The organism is Trinickia violacea (genome assembly GCF_005280735.1).
In the GTDB taxonomy this organism is placed as follows: Bacteria; Pseudomonadota; Gammaproteobacteria; order Burkholderiales; family Burkholderiaceae; genus Trinickia_A; species Trinickia_A violacea.
Genome location: NZ_CP040077.1, coordinates 3,134,917 through 3,150,626, shown reverse-complemented (window position 1 = coordinate 3,150,626; position 15,710 = coordinate 3,134,917). Strand labels below are relative to the sequence as shown.

The window sequence follows — 15,710 nt, the reverse complement described above, 5'->3', positions numbered from 1 at the left end:
ATTTGACGCGCCGACCTGTTGAGCCTATATTGGTAACCATGCGGTTACCAATCCTCTCGACATGATGCCACGAAGCGCACTGAAAGCCGACGTGTTTCACGCGATCGCCGATCCCACTCGACGTACGATTCTCGATCGGCTGCGCCAGGGCCCAGTGAGGGTCAAAGACCTCGCTGCAGGCTTTGAGCAAAGCCGTCCGGCCATCTCGAAGCACCTGAAGCTGCTATGCGACGCGGAACTTGTCATTGCGGAGCCGGCGGGGCGCGAACGGGTGTATCGCCTGCAAGGCGCGCCGCTGCAACAAGTGGCGGGCTGGATTGACGCCTACCGAACGCACTGGCAGGTCAGTTTGGACAATCTCAAGGAACTGATGGAGAAATCATGAGCGCTTCGCCCAATAGCAGAGCCCGCGCTGTTGCCGATGTCAACCGCGGCACGATATTGGCCGTCGTGGAAATCGCGGCTGCCGCGCAGAAGATTTTCGACGCCTTGACTTCCAGCGAAGTCACCCGCTGGTGGGGGTCGCCTGATACTTACCAGACCACCGAGTGGCAGGCCGAGGTTCGACCAGGCGGCAAATGGCGCGCGGGTGGCGTGAGTGCAGACGGCCGCTCCTTCAGCGTAGGGGGAGAGTACCTGGAAGTGTCGCCGCCAACGCGACTTGTGCAGACCTGGGTGGCGGATTGGGACGGCGGCAACACCACGACGATCACATACGAACTCAGTCCGATCGATGGCGGCACGCGACTGACGCTGTGGCACGAAGGATTCGCCGGCCGTCCACAATCCTGTGCCGGACACGCACAAGGCTGGGAGCGCGTGTTCGGGTGGCTCACGGCGTACGCATCGGAAGAGGGGAAGCTCTCCCATTTCCTGTGCCGGCTGATCCCCCCGCGGCCAGACTTCGCCCAGACGCTAAATGCGCTGGAGAAGTCGGCGATGAGCGAACATTCCAAGTACTGGGCTGGGAAGCTTCAGGAGGGCATTGTCGTCGCATTCGGGCCGGTGCTTGACCCAAGGGGCGGCTGGGGTGTGGGTATCGTCCGCGCCAAGGACGAGGCCAGTGTCGAAGCGATGCGCGACGCCGATCCGGCGATGGTGGCGGACATTGGTATGCAATACGAAATACTTCCGATGATGACGGCGGTGTACTAGCGCAAACCGACATGGCGGGTGGACTGGCAAGAAGGGCAACGAGATCGGCGACTTCGAATGGGTGCCTTGTGCCGGCGAGATACCGGCCCCGGCAGTAGACCGGGTGGCCGCGTTATGGTCGCGAGCGGCCACTCTGCGGGTGATGACTCGAAGGACGGGTTCGGGTCGCTCAGCGCCATTCGAACAGCACAGTTCGCGAACGCTTAAAAAAAAGCGCAGGAGCCGGTACGGCGTAGCGCCGCGAGCGGCGATCTGCGGTGGATGGCTGCCGCAACGTCGGCCTGGTGAGGACGCACGGACCCGAGGCAGCGTGGGCGGTGGCGGAAGCCGGGGTTCATCGTCGCAGCATTGCCGCTAGCGTTGCTGTTCGCCTACGGCTTTGTCCGTTTCAAGCTCAAACTGGTGTTTCCGCTCGCGGCGACACGTCACTGACGGGCAGGCCGAGGCTACCAGTCTCGGCGGTCCAATTTTATGAGATCGCAGCCGGGCATCCAGACGATACTGCGCTCCCTTGCTTACCCTGTTCCGCGGCACTGGCTGCAACCGGTTTTTCGACATGGCGGAATTGGCCCATCCCCTGCAATCACTTCCGCTTTCGTTTGCTGTCGGTTCCATGCATGGAACCATGCGGCGACCACGCGGAGAGCCGGCCACAGGACCCGTGAGAAGTCGGTGTTACTATCTTTCGTTCAGATCAGGCTCCCCTTGCCGATACCCGCCTCGGACGCCCGTTCGAATTTCCACCCAGCACCGTCGTTCGAAGGAACAGGCAGTGACCCGATCACACCCGCCGGCGCGTTTCGATGCCCCCGGAGATGAACATCATCGACGTATCGTGGATGCCATTCATGATCATGGCTGGTCGGAACAGGACAATTTTCTTCCACCGGATTTGACGCTCGCGCTGGCGTTGGAATGTGCAGCGCTTGCGACGGCCGGGACGCTCAAAATGGCGCGTGTCGGCCATGGTACGGCGCATTCGCTGCAGCGCGATGTGCGCGGCGACCGGATTCAGTGGCTGGAGGCGGGCCAGTCCGAAGCCCGCGACCGGTATCTGGCGATCATGGAAATGCTGCGTATTGCGTTGAATCGCGGGCTCTTTCTGGGACTCGAAGAATACGAAAGCCACTTCGCATACTACGCCCCGGGCGCTTCGTATCTGCGACACCGCGATCAATTTCGCGATGACGATAGCCGCACGGTGTCTGTCATCGTCTATCTGAATGCGGACTGGCTGCCTGAGCACGGCGGTGCGTTGCGGCTACATCCAGAGGGCTTGAGCACGCAGGACATCTCGCCAGTCGGCAGCCGGATCGCAGTGTTTCTTTCCGCCGACATGCTGCACGAAGTATTACCTGCGACGCGCGACCGCATGTCGCTCGCGGGATGGTTTAGACGCCGCTCATGATCTCCCAGGCCGTTCCGGGAGCCTGATCGTTTCGGCGCTTGACGCCGGTCGCACAAATTCAATGAATTGGCAAACACGAAATAGTTTTCGTCAAGGGCAGAGAATCATGAATGGCCATTTTTGGCGGCTCATTCCGGCAGGTAACTGCTGGTCGGCCGTCGACGAAGGTCCCAGTTCTGCGGCCAAATGCGGCCATTCGCCGGCGCTCTCAGGTGGACATTCGAACGTCGGCCACGCTCAGGTACCGGCCATTGAGATCCATGCTCGATCCGGTGACCGGTTCCAGAAAAATCGACCAGGCGCTTTCGAACCCAACGCGGTCGTTTAGGACAGACCGGCTGTCCGCTATATCGGGTCGGCGGCAGTCCTCCGTGCCCCTCGGAAGCGGTCGCCCACAAGCCGCAGCCGAAGCCTCGAATGGGGGCTGAATGGCGCGTTCAGCAGGACTTGCACGCCTTTCTGTCAATGTTTCGTCGGACGATCGGATCGTTGATGTCATGGTATCCATTTACAACATCGAGGCCGGATCAACGGCGGGTGCCGAGTTCGCTGGCATAGCCGCGCACGGCGCTAAGTCAGCGTTCCGCCCCAAGATGCTCGCGGGTGTTTCCCACTGGTTGGTCGCCCGACATTGTGCCTAAGATGAATTGATCCGTGCGCGTGATACGGTGCAGGCCCGTGAATGGCGGGAGGCAGGAGACAGCGCCGGGATCGACGCCAACGAATGTTTTCATCATGCATGCGAGGGTTTGCGCGGCGGCTGCCTGTCATGCGGCCGCAATGACGCGCGGTCGGCGTGGCTGGGCCGCCTGGCTTCACCACGCCTTGCTCGCGGTGGCTTGCGCGCTGGGCGCGGCACCGGCCGCGCTCGCCGAGACACCCGCCAGTGCAGCCGGTCCAGCCAACGATACGCGCGGCGTCGACACCGCGAGCCGCGCCGATCCCACCACTTCGCCGCGCGACGCCGCCGTGCGCCAAGTCGTGCTAGGCATTATCAGCTTCACGCACTGGCCGACGCCACCCGCCCGCCTGCGCCTGTGCGTGACGGGCCGGCCCGACTACGCGAGCGGCCTGGTCGGCGCGCTGCAGGCCGGCGCGACGCCGCTCGACGTGCAGCGCATTGGCTTTGATGATCCCGCTATCGGCGCAGCCTGCGACGTCGTCTATCTCGGCGACCTGAGCGTCGATGAGAGACAGCAGGTCAGAGCCGCCGTGGCCGGCCATCCGGTCTTGACCATCTCGGAACACGACTCGTCCTGTACCGCCGGCAGCATGTTCTGCCTCAATGTTGATGTCGAACGCATCACGTTCGACATCAATCTCGACGCCGTGGCGCGCAGCGGCGTACGGGTTCACCCGAATGTGCTCAATCTTGCTCGGCGGCCGCTGACGCCATGAGACAGCCCACGCCCCCCGTTTCCCCTCCGCGCACGCCGCGCCCGACGCTGCAAAGCGTGTTGCGCCGCGCGCACCTGCGCCTGGCGTTCGTCGCGATCGCGATGGCCGCCGTGTCGTTGATCGTGGTCGCCGTGATCGCGCTGCGTGCCTATGCCAGCAACAATCTGAACCTGCTGGCCCGCTCGCTCGGCTATACGGTCGAGGCGGCGCTGGTGTTCGGCGACCGCGTAGCGGCGGCCGAGGCGATCGGGGTGATCGCCAACGAAGAGGACGTGGCCGAGGTCGTCGTCACAGATGCAAAGGGCCTGCCGTTCGCGGCGTGGCACTTGCCCGCCGGCAATGCAACCGCCAGGCTCGAGCGGGAGGTGGCCGGCATTGCGCTGCCCGGTCCCGTGACCACGTTGGTGCTGCACGACGGCATCGTCGTCGGTCACATCGAAGTGCGCGGCCAGGGTCACCAGTTTTTTGGCTTCCTGCTCGGCGGCCTCGGCGGCATCGTGGCCTGCCTCGCCGTTAGCGTGCTCGGCGCCTATGTCAGCTCGCAGCGTCTGCTGCGCAATATCGTCGCGCCGCTGCACGCGCTGGCCGGCGTCGCCCACGCGGTGCGGCGCGAGCGCGCGTTCGAGCGGCGGGTCGAGCCCGTGGCGATCGCGGAACTGAACCAGCTCGGCGACGACTTCAACGCCTTGCTCGACGAATTCGAAGACTGGCAAAACAGCCTGCGCGAAGAAAACGCCTCGCTCGAACACCAGGCCAGCCACGACGCCCTTACGGGCCTGCCCAACCGCGTGCAGTTCGAGTCGCGCCTCGCGCGCGCCCTCGGCGAGGCCGCGGTGACGGGCCAGCGGGTCGCCGTGCTATATCTCGACTGTGACCGTTTCAAGGAGATCAACGACTGCCTCGGTCATGAAGCCGGCGACGTGGTGCTGATCGGCATTGCGGCGCGGCTGCGCATGCAGTTGCGCGAGGCCGATCTGGTCGCGCGCTTTGGCGGCGACGAATTCGCCGTGATGCTGGCGCCAATGCGCGAAGCGGCCAGCGCCGGCCGTATCGCCGAGGAGGTGCTGGCCAGCATGGCACCGACGATCGTCTTGCCCGATGGCCACACGGTGGCCACCATGATGAGCATCGGCGTTGCGCTGTATCCCGATCATGCATGCGACGCGATCGGCTTGCTGCGCGCCGCAGATGCAGCGATGTATCGGGCCAAGCGCGCGCGGCCGGGGTCGTGGCAGTTTGCCGAAGGCGTCGCCGGACCGGCTTGACGCCCTGGCCTGGCGCAGCGGCCGAGGCGCAGCCGGTGCCGTCGCAAGGGTTCGTAACAGCGCGCGCAAGGCGGGCGCACTCGAAGAGGATGCGGTGATGAGAGACTCGTTTCCTGAAAGCATTTGGCGGATGTGCATCGGGAGCGCACTGCTCCTGTGCATGCTGCTTGGGGGCTGCCAGACGCCACCGCTTTACCGCGGTCTGACCCAGACGCAGGTCAAGGCGCTCAGGTCGGCAGGATTCCAAGAGACTGAGCAGGGCTTCGAGTTCGGCTCGAACGACCCGATCCTGTTCGACTTCGACCGCTACAACCTCAAGCCTGACGTCCGCCGGAGCGTCGAGCGCATCGGCCACACGCTCGCGTCGGTGGGGCTCAACAGCGTGCGCGTCTATGGCTACACCGACGGGGAGGGCACGGACGCCTACAACATTCGGTTGTCCAAGCGCCGTGCCGAGACCGTAGCGATCGAACTGGTCGACACCGGCCTTGCTGCCGGCCGCGTCCACACCATCGGGAAAGGCAAGCGCGACCCGGTGGGTGACAACCGCACTGCTGCCGGCCGGGCGCAGAACCGCCGCGCGGCGATCGTCGTCTCGACGCGTTGATCCAACCTTTTCGGTCACGCCAACCATGACGTGCGAACCGAATTAGTTGGACCGACCGGATTTCTGACGCGAATACGTTGGACCGGGTGACTGGATCCTACACCCATAGGCTGCCTGGCCCAGCGAACCGTGGAGCCGGTCCGGACGTTCCGGTCGGGTTGTCTTGCGTCGGTCGCGGCAGGCAGCAAGCGGCCCAGAGTGTGTCAAAACTCGAAATCCCCCGGTTTTCGAGTGTCGCTTTACCCCTCCCGAAGGGCTACCAAGCCAACACAGAGCGATCTGACGAGTCGAGTTTCCCGATCACCGGTCGCGGCGCACGTTTTGACACACTCTGGGCCATGAAGGGCCATTCGACTAGCGCCACCGAATGATCGAAGGTTGGCACACAGCCGACGTCGCGAGCGCGCGGCTAGCCGAATCGAAAGTTGCTGAGATCAATGGACACGAGCAGCAAGTCGCGAACCGGATTCATGTCGGGGCCGCGCAAGTAGGCGCGGCGCTCAGTCGGGAAATACAGTCCTTCAACTTGCGCGAATTCGTAGACGTATTGTGCAGCGGAAAATCCGCCGGAGATTTCGACGACGTAGTCGTGGCGACGCAGCAAGAAGTCTGGACCGAAATAGAAGTCCTGTTCCGTGCTGTGTGTAGCGATCTGCTCGGGAAAATGAGCGCGCAGGCCACGCCATACTTCGCCGTATTCGTTCAACGGCGGGATTTCAGTCACTGCGACGCCCGGCATGGACAGGAGAAAGGGGGTTGTCAGGTAAGTCCACATCGCATAGCCATTGAAATAGGCTCTGTCCAATGGCTCCCATGGCGTATTCATCACATGGCCGGAGTAGTGGGCTCTAGGGTCGTGGCGTTCCCGAACGATCTCGCCGGAAGTCGACTCGATGGCAATGCGGCTCGGAGTAAAGGCTGTGCGCCAGTTGGGTCTGCCGAAGGGCGAGACGGACGCACTCTCTTCATGGAGCGCGACCGTCATTTCACGAGGATTGGGGTCCTGGATAAGCCCCTTCATTGCCCAGAGCCCACCCCCAGTTACGATGGTCGCGGTCACGCTATTGAACCTGTTCCAACGCTCAAGGCCGCCGTGCGCATTCAAGACTTGCGTCAGGAGGTCGATCATTTGGTAGCTCTCCAATAGTGAGGGTGTTGATGCACCGAATTCAACATTATCGGGCGATGCATGTTTGCAATGAACGTCGTGCGCGCGATTGGTATCCATCCGTCCCAGCTGCTGCGTGCGGAGATGATGTCCAAACCGTAACTGATTCGCACCGCCGATCCGGCATCGATGGAATGATGGACAAGCTTAATTGTGTGGCGCTGGAAAGCAACGCTCCCAGCGACACCTATCTGTTGCACTCTTTGAGCCCAATCGTGCCTGCCAATCAGTGCCCTTCGCATGGTTGGCGAGTGAAGCGAATTCACCGCTCCAAAACGCAGTGGCCCCAGGTTCAAAATAGGCTAGTGACGTGTCCGTTGATACGCGTGTATAGAGCGCGACGAGCTGCTTTTGCGAAACGGGCGGACACGCTCATACCCCTGCCGCCAAGAGGTACTAGAAGGTGATTTGGGTTAGGAACGTCCGGGCAACTTGCAAGCGGACACACGAGCGTCTGGATCGATTGTCCGAGTGGGGTCGCGACAGAGACATTCATGTCAGCGTCGCGCACGTCGTTCATCGGCCACAGGTCAACCGCAAACAGAGCAGCGAGCCGACGTGGCGCTTGCGCCTCAACTGGGCCGCGCCTGCTGGCTCCTGCTGGTACCAACGATCCACCTGACGCTGCGCCGCCTCCAGATCATCCGGATAGTACGGATCGAACCATATTGACGGGTCCGTAGCCCGCTGCCTCCAGCGCCGCTAGTTCACTCCGGTTGCGCTCTGATGTGATGGGTGCGTTGTTTTTGAGAGCGGCGAGGTCGCGGCACTGCGTTGCGCTCAGATGTGTCGCGCCTTCCGGCGTGCCGCCTATGGCGCAGCCAGCGAGCGAGAATGCCAACGCGAGAAGCATCGGCCAGATCGTCAGCGAGTTCTTCATGTCAAGCCTCCCTTCAGTGAAGCCCCGCAGAGTGAGCATTGAAATCGGCGCCGGCGCGGCGGCTCGTCGGAAAGTCCGTTGACCCGGGTCACGGAACGGCGTGGATAGACGCTGAATGGAGCAAAAAGCGGAGTGCATTAGCGGAAACTGTTGTGCAAATCCGCATTGGCCGCGCCTTGTCCCACAAGGGTTCAACCAGCGCGCAACTCGCGTCCGTCGAGGCTGTCGAGACGTTGACGAGAGGGGCTCGAACGCGCTTCGCCGGATGCGGTGCGCCCGCCTCGCGCCCGGTACTTCTGCCGCCCAATGCAAGTCCGTTGTCGGCGTCCCGCATTGGGAGATGGTCGGCCACCGCGCTCGCCACGGACACGCATACGGCCGACTCCGCGCCCGTCCGGCGCGCCCCGCGCCGGTATGCCGCGTCGCGGCGCCCGGCGTGGTCGTCAGGCCGTCAATGGCCGCGGAAGACGCCGTTCTGGATCATCTGCAGCTGGCCCGACTTTTCGGAATCGATCAGATCCTGATAGACCTGTTGGCGCGTCACGCCCTGCGGCGCGCCCCCGCCGACGCCCGGCTCCACGCCGCCCAGGTCCTGAGAAGCCGACTCGGTCGCAGGCACCTGCGCCGCCTGAATCTGTGCCTGTTCCAGCGTCAGTTCCTGTGCCCATGCGCCCGTCCCGATGAGCGCGATCGCTGCGACCGCGGCAAGTCTGAGCATGTTCATGGCAATACCTCCGCGAAAAAGATGGAGAGCGTCCCGGCATGCAACGCAGCGCTTCTTCGCTCGCGCCCGCCGAGGCGGGCGATGTGAGTGGACCGAAACGCTGTAGTCGTCACAAGGCCTGCTCACGCGAAGGTATTCCTGGGACGGGCACCGCTTATTCCCACAGCTTCTGTTTGCTTGTATAAAACATGAGGCGCTGACGGCGTCGCGCAGCGATTCCCGCATCGCGGTCAAGGCGCGAGTCAATAGCGTGTTTGGAACACTAGTGCACGCTGGGCGCAGTGCAATCGGCAAGCCGAGCGTGCGCGCACCATTCTCCGTTCTGCGCCGACCACGCCGCCCCGTCCGCGGGACGGCGTGGGTCTGTGTGGTCCCCCCAAAAGCGCACAAATTCCGCACGCCCTCGTAGCGCCGACGCCCCGTGTCAAAGGTTGACTCCACCAAGACTCCTTGCAACTCGCCGCGGTATGGGGCAAGCGCAGCGATGATCAGTTGCAGGTCAGTGCCAGCAAACTATATTGGAGGCGTCTTGGGCGGCTTGCCGCGCCCGGAACATTGGTTTCTTCCCGAAGGATGAACTGCGTCAAGCTGTTTCTGTGCGGGGACGTGATGTTGGGGCGCGGTATCGATCAGATACTGCCGCATCCGAACCGGCCCCATCTCTTCGAGCCCTATATGCGTTCGGCGAGAGACTATGTGAGCCTCGCCGAAGCGAAAAACGGCCCGTTACCGGAGTGTGTCCCGTTCGGCTACGTGTGGGGCGATGCGCTGCCCGAACTGCAGCGCATGTGTCCTGCCGCGCGCATCATCAACCTCGAGACGGCCGTCACATCCAGCGAGGACGCATCGCCCAGAAAGGGCATCCACTACCGCATGCATCCTGCCAACGCGCCCGTCTTGAGCGCCGCGAAAATCGACTGCTGCGCGCTCGCGAATAATCATGTGCTCGACTGGGGCTATCGCGGGTTGAAGGAAACTCTGAATGCCTTGCGTTCAGCCGGCATTCATACGGCTGGCGCGGGGCAGGACGACATCGAGGCGGGCGCGCCTGCCTTGATCGAACTGGCGGGCGGCGGCAGAGTGATGATCTTCGCCTTTGCCACGGAATGCAGCGGCGTGGGCGCGGACTGGGCCGCCGATCGGGGCCGCCCCGGCGTGAACCGGCTCTCTGATCTTTCGCCTGACACCGTATGCACGATCGCGGCGCAGGTGCGAGCGGTCAGGCAGGCAGCCGACGTCGTCATCGTCTCGATCCATTGGGGCGAGAACTTCGATTTCGACATACCTGCTTCGCAGCGATACTTCGCGCACGAACTCATCGATTCGGCGGGCGTAGATCTCATACACGGCCATTCGTCGCACCACGTGAAGGGCATCGAGCTGTATCGAGGCAAACTCGTCCTGTACGGTGCCGGGGACTTCATCAACGACTATGAAGGTATCGCCGGTCAGGAAGCGTTTCGCAGCGACCTTGCGCTGATGTATTTCCCCACGCTCGACCTTGAAACGGGCACGCTGGCCGAACTGTCGATGACGCCGATGCAGACACACCACTTCCAAATCAACCGGGCGCCTGACGAAGGCATTCGATGGTTACACGAAACGCTGAATCGGGAGAGTCAGCCATTGGGCGCCACTGTGGAGCGTAGCGGTAACGACACGCTCGTGCTGCGTGCGGGCGCTTAGGCGCCGAGATAACGCTCGAACCACTGCACCGCGTACCGCGCAACGGCTTCCAGTGTGCCGGGCTCTTCGAACAGGTGGGTCGCGCCGGGGACGATCACGAGACCCTTCGGACACTCGAGCAGAGCGAAAGCCTCCCGGTTGACTTCGATGACAGTGGCGTCGAGGCCGCCTACCACGAGCAACGTAGGCGCCTTCGCCACGGCGAGGACGTCGCGTCCGGCGAGATCGGGTCTGCCGCCTCGCGAAACGATCGCCTCAATCGGGACCGACGACACGTGCGCCGCGCGGATCGCCGCGGCCGCGCCCGTGCTTGCGCCGAAGTAGCCAAACGAGAGGCGTGTCGTCTGCTTCGCCGCGATCCAGGCCGTTGCTTGCGCGAGACGCACCGCCAGCAGCTCGATGTCGAAGCGGGCAGCGGGACAGGTGTCTTCCTGTTCGGAGAGCAAGTCCATCAGCAGCGTTCCCATGCTGGCCCGGTTGAGTTCGGTGGCCACGTACTGGTTACGCGGGCTGAACCGTGAACTGCCGCTGCCGTGCGCGAGCAGAACCAGTGATTGAGCGTCCTGTGGCAGCGCGAGCGTGCCCATCAGGGAGGCGTCTTCCACCGGAATGGTGATTTCCTGCATTTGGAGCCGAGGTTCCATGACATCCTCAAGCCGGGTACAACATTTTTCCGACCCAATACGCGACGCGCCCGCCGTCACTCTCGCGGGCGCGCTGATACTGAGCAAGAGATTAGATTGCCCGGCAGGCTTCCGCGCATCTCCGGCACGCATCGCTGCATGTGCCGCAGTGCTCGGGTGCGTGCCGCGCACATTCCTCGGCGCACTCGTCACAGATCCGTGCGCAGAGTTCGCAAAACTCGGGTGCGAAATGGCTTTGTCGAGCCAACGCCGCAGATGTGAGGCGGCATAGCGAAGCGCAATCGGCGTTGAGGCGAATACATTTGGCCATGTTCACCCTGCCCGGTTCATCGAGGCAGGCGGATGCGCAGCGATCGCAGGCAGCGGCACAAGCATCGCAGGCTTCAATAGACGGCTGGGCGGCGCGACCGACGTTGCCGACTAGCCGTCGCTATTCCGGTTCTGGCAGCGAGCGGGTCGACCCGGAACTGACCGGCAACCACGGCTGCCAGGCGCGCATGATGTCTGCCCATAGCGAAAACGAGGGCGCGATCGGAAATAGACTCGCCTGCAGGAGCCATCGCGCTGCCGCGTCGAATGATGGTGTTGCGGTGATGTGAATGGAGATGGCTTCGGCATTTTGATCAGGGAGCGTACGTCGGGTGATCTCCACATCGACCGTCGGCAGGTGGGCCGTCAATTTCGTTTGATCCATGTTCAACCTCGCGTTGACACGTCAGTCCGCAACCATGGCATCCGCTGATTTACGACCCGGCAAGACTGTTCGTCTTCGCCGCCATGATGAAGTCGTTCTCGTGAAGGCCCTTGATCTTTTTCGTCTTCCATGAAACAGTGGCCCAGCCCCAGCCAAAACAGATGTCGGGATGGTGTCCCTCGGCGTCCGCGAGGCGGGAAACCTTGGCCACGAATTCGTAGGCTTGCGTGAAATCCTTGAAGCCGAACTTGCGCTCGACGCGGCGGCCCTCGTCGACCAGCGCCCAGCCGGGTGTCTGGGCCAGCCAGTCGATGGCCTGTAGTTCCGTGAGAGGCGGAACGTCGCCGCGGCAAGGCACACAATGCCTCGACAGCAAATCGCCATTCATAGCGCGTCGCCTCCGTTCGCGTCAGTTACCCTGTCAGTCGCATTGCTACGGTACGCCTGTCGACGATGCCGGCACACCTCGATGAGGCGCTTCGACGCCGACTGTGGTTGGGTGACGCCCAGACTCCGTCTGACATGTGACAGGCTTCACATTCGATAGCGTTTGCAGGCTCCCGCGCTGCGCTTGCGATGATGGGCGTGCCTCGCGCTCGTACCTTTTTCGACAGTATGAAGGAACAGCGACGAGCTTCGCACACCGGCGCTGAGCGCAAAATTCGCCCAAAAAGCCTCCTTGCTAGGTCGCCAGCATGCTTGCATTCTAGGCGATGCGCTCGCCCAAACCGGCGTTTTACCCTGTTCCATTCATCTAGGAAGTAGTGGCGCTATTCGTCGATTGGTATATCGAACTGTGTCTGGCAACCTGGGCATTTGAATGGCTCGAAGTCGCCTTGCGCCGGCAATGCGGCGAGCGGCTGCTCCTCGCCGACGAGGTAGCAGACTGGGCACGGAAACGCGTCGTGAGGCCGCAGTCGGTGCCACCGGTCGACGAACCGCTGAATGTCGATAGGCAGCGTGTTGTGTGCTTCGAGGTAGTCGAGAAGGGCGTGGAACAGAGCGGGGCTTTGCATCGAGACCTCCGCAGCGATTTCCAGACATCGTAGCATCTGTCACCAATGCGCCGCTGGTGGCCCGCCAGTTCCGGACGCAAGCCACGCATGATATTCAGTGCTAGTGTGGTGGTGGGGATCTTCCCCAGTTATCGGGAGAACGCGATGCCGTCAGACCCCGCCACAAAACCTGCCGCGCCACCCGCGACGCGCGACAAGCCGCTCCCAGGCACGGCGCCGCAAACCGAGTCATCTGCACTGGACGCAGATAATGACGAGCCGGTACCGCATGAGCGCCCGCCAGTCCGATCAGACGACAACTGACTTTTCGCCGCGCCCGCGGCTTAACGTCGCCCGAATGCGCTCTGCGTAGCTGATCTACGCGTCGCCATGTCACGCTGAAGGCGTCTATTCGTATCCGCTCTTAACCACAAATGGCGGAAGGCATGTCCAACACACCAGCAGCCGCGTCAAAGCCTTCTGCTACCTAGACGTTCATCGTCGCGTGAGCTTCACTGGCTGCTGCCAGTCTGGTGTGCGGATCACCCCGTCGCCGACGCCGCCACGAGGCTGGCAAAGGTGACGGCGGCCCCGCGGCCTTCTCGTGCGCAAAACACATTGCCTGACGGTACTGAGCGCGTCTGGCATTCGGTCCGCGTGCACGCTGCTCGGCACCGGCACAACCACAATCACCAGAAAGATCGCGCAGGAGCCCCACTGGGTCGGGAAGCTTCAACAGCCCATAGTACAGCCCGGCGGGCCTTCCCAGATACAGGCGACGTACACGCTCGTCCCAGTATGGATTCTGGCCTTTGAATCAGTTTTCGATATTTTGGATATCAAACAATTAATATCAGGACGCGCGAGAGGGTTTTCGGGGGCAATCGAGCGTGTCTTCCCGGAGGCGTCCGTGACGAAAACCGATGCGCTGACAAGGTCTTCCATACAGGCCTAGAATGAAATCAACGTACCCGTCGTACATGGAAATGCTTCTGCCGAAACCGGGAAGCGGTCGGCGACGTGGCCAGAAATCCCCACGCTGGACGGTGTGCTTCAGTACAAAGGTGCGGATTTCAACTCATAATTAGGACCGGTTTGGTCCCATTTAAAATGGGAGGTGTTCTGATGTTGCGTATGAGCAAACTCGCCGACTACGGCACGGTGATCACGACTGCGATGGCACGCGACCCGGACGCCGTCCATAGCGCAAGCAGCATTGCGGCGGCGACCGGCGTCGCGATACCCACCGTGTCGAAGGTGCTCAAAGTGCTGACGCGGGGCGGTGTCGTGGAATCGCTGCGCGGCACCAACGGTGGTTACCTGCTGCCGCGGCCGCCCGAGCAGATCACGCTGGCGGAGGTAATCGCCGCGGTTGACGGGCCGATCGGGATGACCGAATGCAGCACGCAGCCAGGCTTGTGCATCCAGGAGGCGGCGTGCGCGGTGCGCGCCAACTGGCAGAGGGTCAATCGCGTGATCTACGAGGCGTTACATCAGGTCACGCTGGCGGACATGGCGGGACCGACCTTGCGCGCGGTCGACATCAGCGCGATCCGCGCGCGCAGTGTTCCCAACCGCCGCGCGGGTGCGACGCCACTAGTGCGCAAGACGAATGACGGAGGCAACGCATGAGTGCGTCAAAAGCCGGTTTCGACGAACTGATCAGTCGCGAATACCAACATGGTTTCGTGACTGACCTGGCGGCGGACGCGTTGCCGAGCGGTCTGGGCGAGGACGTAATCCGGCTCATTTCCGCGAAAAAAAACGAGCCGGCGTTCATGCTCGAATGGCGCCTCGCCGCTTATCGGCACTGGCTCACGATGATCGAGCCGAATTGGGCGACGATCAGACATCCGCCGATCGACTACCAGAGCATCGTCTACTATTCCGCGCCGATGGCGCAGAAGAATCGTCCGAAGAGTCTCGATGAAGTCGATCCGGAACTGCTGCGTACTTACGAAAAGCTGGGTGTCCCGCTGAGAGAACGTGAACTCCTGGCCGGCGTCGCGGTGGATGCGGTATTCGACAGCGTCTCGGTAGCGACGACGTTCCGCGAAAAGCTTGCGGAACTCGGCATTGTGTTCTGTTCGTTCTCGGATGCCGTGCAGCATCATCCGGAGCTGGTGCAGACGTATCTCGGCACAGTGGTGCCGCACACCGACAATTTCTTCGCCGCGCTAAATTCCGCCGTGTTTAGCGACGGCTCGTTCTGCTATATCCCACCGGGCGTGCGCTGCCCGATGGAACTGTCGACCTACTTCCGCATCAACGCGCAGAACACCGGGCAGTTCGAGCGCACGCTGATCATCGCGGACAAAGGAGCGTACGTGAGCTATCTGGAGGGCTGCACCGCGCCGATGCGCGACGAAAATCAGCTGCATGCCGCGGTGGTCGAGCTGATTGCGCTGGAAGGGGCGCAGATCCGCTATTCGACCGTGCAGAACTGGTACCCCGGCGATGCGGCGGGAAAGGGTGGCATCTACAACTTCGTGACCAAGCGTGGCGATTGCCGCGAGGCGAATTCGAAGATTTCGTGGACCCAGGTGGAAACCGGTTCAGCAATCACGTGGAAGTACCCGAGCGTGATCCTGCAGGGCGATAACTCGGTCGGTGAATTCTATTCGGTTGCGCTGACCAACCACTATCAGCAGGCCGATACCGGGACGAAGATGGTTCACCTCGGCCGCAATACGCGCAGCACGATTCTGTCCAAAGGCATTTCAGCGGGTCGCGGAAAGAATGCGTATCGCGGCCTCGTGAAGGTCGCGCGTGCGGCCGAAGGTGCGCGCAACTACACGCAGTGCGATTCACTGTTGCTCGGCGACCGTTGCAGCGCACACACGTTCCCCTATATCGAGGTCAAAAACCCGACCGCGAAGGTCGAACACGAAGCATCGACATCACGCATCGGCGAAGACCAGTTGTTCTATTGCCGGCAGCGTGGGTTGTCGCCCGAAGATGCGGTGTCGATGATCGTGAACGGATTCTGCAAAGAAGTCTTCAAGGAGTTGCCGATGGAGTTCGCAGTCGAAGCGCAGAAGCTGCTAGGCGTCAGCCTGGAGGGCAGTGTGGGATAACCCGAGGCC

16 protein-coding genes and 1 pseudogene are annotated in these 15,710 nt (G+C 62.4%); 9 read left to right on the top strand and 8 right to left on the bottom strand.

All coding sequences use genetic code 11. From position 1 onward, the window contains the following. Positions 1-91 precede the first annotated feature (91 nt). From FAZ95_RS14390 to yfiB, 6 genes are all read left to right on the top strand, one after another. The gene (locus tag FAZ95_RS14390; RefSeq protein WP_217497403.1) at positions 92-385 is read left to right on the top strand and encodes an ArsR/SmtB family transcription factor; all 294 of its coding nucleotides are present in this window, start codon (positions 92-94) and stop codon (positions 383-385) included. Continuing rightward, positions 382-1,155 (top strand): SRPBCC domain-containing protein, encoded by a 774-nt coding sequence (locus FAZ95_RS14385; protein WP_137333079.1) that lies wholly within the window; start codon positions 382-384, stop codon positions 1,153-1,155. The genes FAZ95_RS14390 and FAZ95_RS14385 overlap by 4 nt, the downstream gene beginning before the upstream one ends. Positions 1,156-1,666: 511 nt before the next feature. Next, entirely contained in the window at positions 1,667-2,563 is an 897-nt protein-coding gene (locus FAZ95_RS14380; protein ID WP_254699705.1) for a 2OG-Fe(II) oxygenase, read from the top strand. A gap of 735 nt (positions 2,564-3,298) precedes the next feature. Next, positions 3,299-3,961 carry a regulatory sequestration protein YfiR gene (gene yfiR / locus FAZ95_RS14375; protein WP_137333078.1) on the top strand — a complete coding sequence of 221 codons (663 nt, stop codon included), beginning with the start codon at positions 3,299-3,301 and terminating at the stop codon, positions 3,959-3,961. Beyond that, a complete protein-coding gene (gene dgcN, locus FAZ95_RS14370) occupies positions 3,958-5,226 on the top strand; it encodes a diguanylate cyclase DgcN/YfiN (RefSeq protein ID WP_137333077.1) in 1,269 nt (422 codons plus the stop codon). Before yfiR ends, dgcN begins: the two co-directional genes overlap by 4 nt. Before the next feature lie 97 nt (positions 5,227-5,323). Further along, on the top strand, positions 5,324-5,833 hold the full coding sequence (gene yfiB / locus FAZ95_RS14365) for an outer membrane lipoprotein YfiB (RefSeq protein ID WP_137333076.1): 510 nt from the start codon (positions 5,324-5,326) through the stop codon (positions 5,831-5,833). A gap of 409 nt (positions 5,834-6,242) precedes the next feature. Here the strand turns inward: yfiB and FAZ95_RS14360 are convergent, their stop codons facing one another. The 3 genes and pseudogenes from FAZ95_RS14360 to FAZ95_RS14350 all read right to left on the bottom strand — a co-directional run bounded on the left by FAZ95_RS14360 (position 6,243) and on the right by FAZ95_RS14350 (position 8,605). Continuing rightward, positions 6,243-6,962, bottom strand: a complete 720-nt coding sequence (locus FAZ95_RS14360; protein WP_137333075.1) for a hypothetical protein — start codon at positions 6,960-6,962, stop codon at positions 6,243-6,245. Positions 6,963-7,517: 555 nt separating this feature from the next. After that, a pseudogene (locus tag FAZ95_RS14355) lies at positions 7,518-7,881 on the bottom strand (DUF4148 domain-containing protein). Between the two features lie 451 nt (positions 7,882-8,332). Next, the gene (locus tag FAZ95_RS14350) at positions 8,333-8,605 is read right to left on the bottom strand and encodes a hypothetical protein (protein WP_137333074.1); all 273 of its coding nucleotides are present in this window, start codon (positions 8,603-8,605) and stop codon (positions 8,333-8,335) included. A gap of 573 nt (positions 8,606-9,178) precedes the next feature. Between FAZ95_RS14350 and FAZ95_RS14345 the strand changes: the two genes are divergently transcribed. Beyond that, on the top strand, positions 9,179-10,291 hold the full coding sequence (locus FAZ95_RS14345) for a CapA family protein (protein ID WP_137334552.1): 1,113 nt from the start codon (positions 9,179-9,181) through the stop codon (positions 10,289-10,291). On the opposite strand, the gene FAZ95_RS14340 is transcribed toward FAZ95_RS14345, so the two are convergent. The 5 genes from FAZ95_RS14340 to FAZ95_RS14320 all read right to left on the bottom strand — a co-directional run bounded on the left by FAZ95_RS14340 (position 10,288) and on the right by FAZ95_RS14320 (position 12,645). Next, a complete protein-coding gene (locus tag FAZ95_RS14340; protein WP_217497402.1) occupies positions 10,288-10,935 on the bottom strand; it encodes a dienelactone hydrolase family protein in 648 nt (215 codons plus the stop codon). The two genes, FAZ95_RS14345 and FAZ95_RS14340, sit on opposite strands and share 4 nt — an antisense overlap. Positions 10,936-11,026: 91 nt before the next feature. Further along, positions 11,027-11,323, bottom strand: a complete 297-nt coding sequence (locus tag FAZ95_RS14335) for a four-helix bundle copper-binding protein (protein WP_137334551.1) — start codon at positions 11,321-11,323, stop codon at positions 11,027-11,029. Between the two features lie 42 nt (positions 11,324-11,365). Then, positions 11,366-11,629 (bottom strand): hypothetical protein, encoded by a 264-nt coding sequence (locus FAZ95_RS14330; RefSeq protein WP_137333073.1) that lies wholly within the window; start codon positions 11,627-11,629, stop codon positions 11,366-11,368. Between the two features lie 49 nt (positions 11,630-11,678). Next, entirely contained in the window at positions 11,679-12,017 is a 339-nt protein-coding gene (locus FAZ95_RS14325) for a 4a-hydroxytetrahydrobiopterin dehydratase (protein WP_137333072.1), read from the bottom strand. Positions 12,018-12,399: 382 nt separating this feature from the next. After that, entirely contained in the window at positions 12,400-12,645 is a 246-nt protein-coding gene (locus tag FAZ95_RS14320; RefSeq protein ID WP_137333071.1) for a hypothetical protein, read from the bottom strand. A gap of 1,104 nt (positions 12,646-13,749) precedes the next feature. On the opposite strand from FAZ95_RS14320, the gene FAZ95_RS14315 reads away from it, so the two are divergent. Together FAZ95_RS14315 and sufB are read left to right on the top strand one after the other, a co-directional pair. Then, a complete protein-coding gene (locus tag FAZ95_RS14315; RefSeq protein ID WP_137333070.1) occupies positions 13,750-14,256 on the top strand; it encodes an SUF system Fe-S cluster assembly regulator in 507 nt (168 codons plus the stop codon). Further along, positions 14,253-15,701 (top strand): Fe-S cluster assembly protein SufB, encoded by a 1,449-nt coding sequence (gene sufB, locus FAZ95_RS14310; RefSeq protein ID WP_137333069.1) that lies wholly within the window; start codon positions 14,253-14,255, stop codon positions 15,699-15,701. Before FAZ95_RS14315 ends, sufB begins: the two co-directional genes overlap by 4 nt. Positions 15,702-15,710 lie beyond the last annotated feature (9 nt).

Excerpts from the sequence above, each read along its gene's own strand:
- FAZ95_RS14345 (WP_137334552.1), top strand. The coding sequence starts at position 9,179 with ATGAACTGCGTCAAGCTGTTTCTGTGCGGGGACGTGATGTTGGGGCGC.
- FAZ95_RS14350 (WP_137333074.1), bottom strand. The coding sequence starts at position 8,605 with ATGAACATGCTCAGACTTGCCGCGGTCGCAGCGATCGCGCTCATCGGG.
- FAZ95_RS14325 (WP_137333072.1), bottom strand. The coding sequence starts at position 12,017 with ATGAATGGCGATTTGCTGTCGAGGCATTGTGTGCCTTGCCGCGGCGAC.
- FAZ95_RS14360 (WP_137333075.1), bottom strand. The coding sequence starts at position 6,962 with ATGATCGACCTCCTGACGCAAGTCTTGAATGCGCACGGCGGCCTTGAG.
- FAZ95_RS14315 (WP_137333070.1), top strand. The coding sequence starts at position 13,750 with ATGTTGCGTATGAGCAAACTCGCCGACTACGGCACGGTGATCACGACT.
- sufB (WP_137333069.1), top strand. The coding sequence starts at position 14,253 with ATGAGTGCGTCAAAAGCCGGTTTCGACGAACTGATCAGTCGCGAATAC.
- FAZ95_RS14320 (WP_137333071.1), bottom strand. The coding sequence starts at position 12,645 with ATGCAAAGCCCCGCTCTGTTCCACGCCCTTCTCGACTACCTCGAAGCA.
- FAZ95_RS14340 (WP_217497402.1), bottom strand. The coding sequence starts at position 10,935 with ATGGAACCTCGGCTCCAAATGCAGGAAATCACCATTCCGGTGGAAGAC.
- dgcN (WP_137333077.1), top strand. The coding sequence starts at position 3,958 with ATGAGACAGCCCACGCCCCCCGTTTCCCCTCCGCGCACGCCGCGCCCG.
- yfiR (WP_137333078.1), top strand. The coding sequence starts at position 3,299 with ATGCATGCGAGGGTTTGCGCGGCGGCTGCCTGTCATGCGGCCGCAATG.
- yfiB (WP_137333076.1), top strand. The coding sequence starts at position 5,324 with ATGAGAGACTCGTTTCCTGAAAGCATTTGGCGGATGTGCATCGGGAGC.
- FAZ95_RS14385 (WP_137333079.1), top strand. The coding sequence starts at position 382 with ATGAGCGCTTCGCCCAATAGCAGAGCCCGCGCTGTTGCCGATGTCAAC.
- FAZ95_RS14330 (WP_137333073.1), bottom strand. The coding sequence starts at position 11,629 with ATGGATCAAACGAAATTGACGGCCCACCTGCCGACGGTCGATGTGGAG.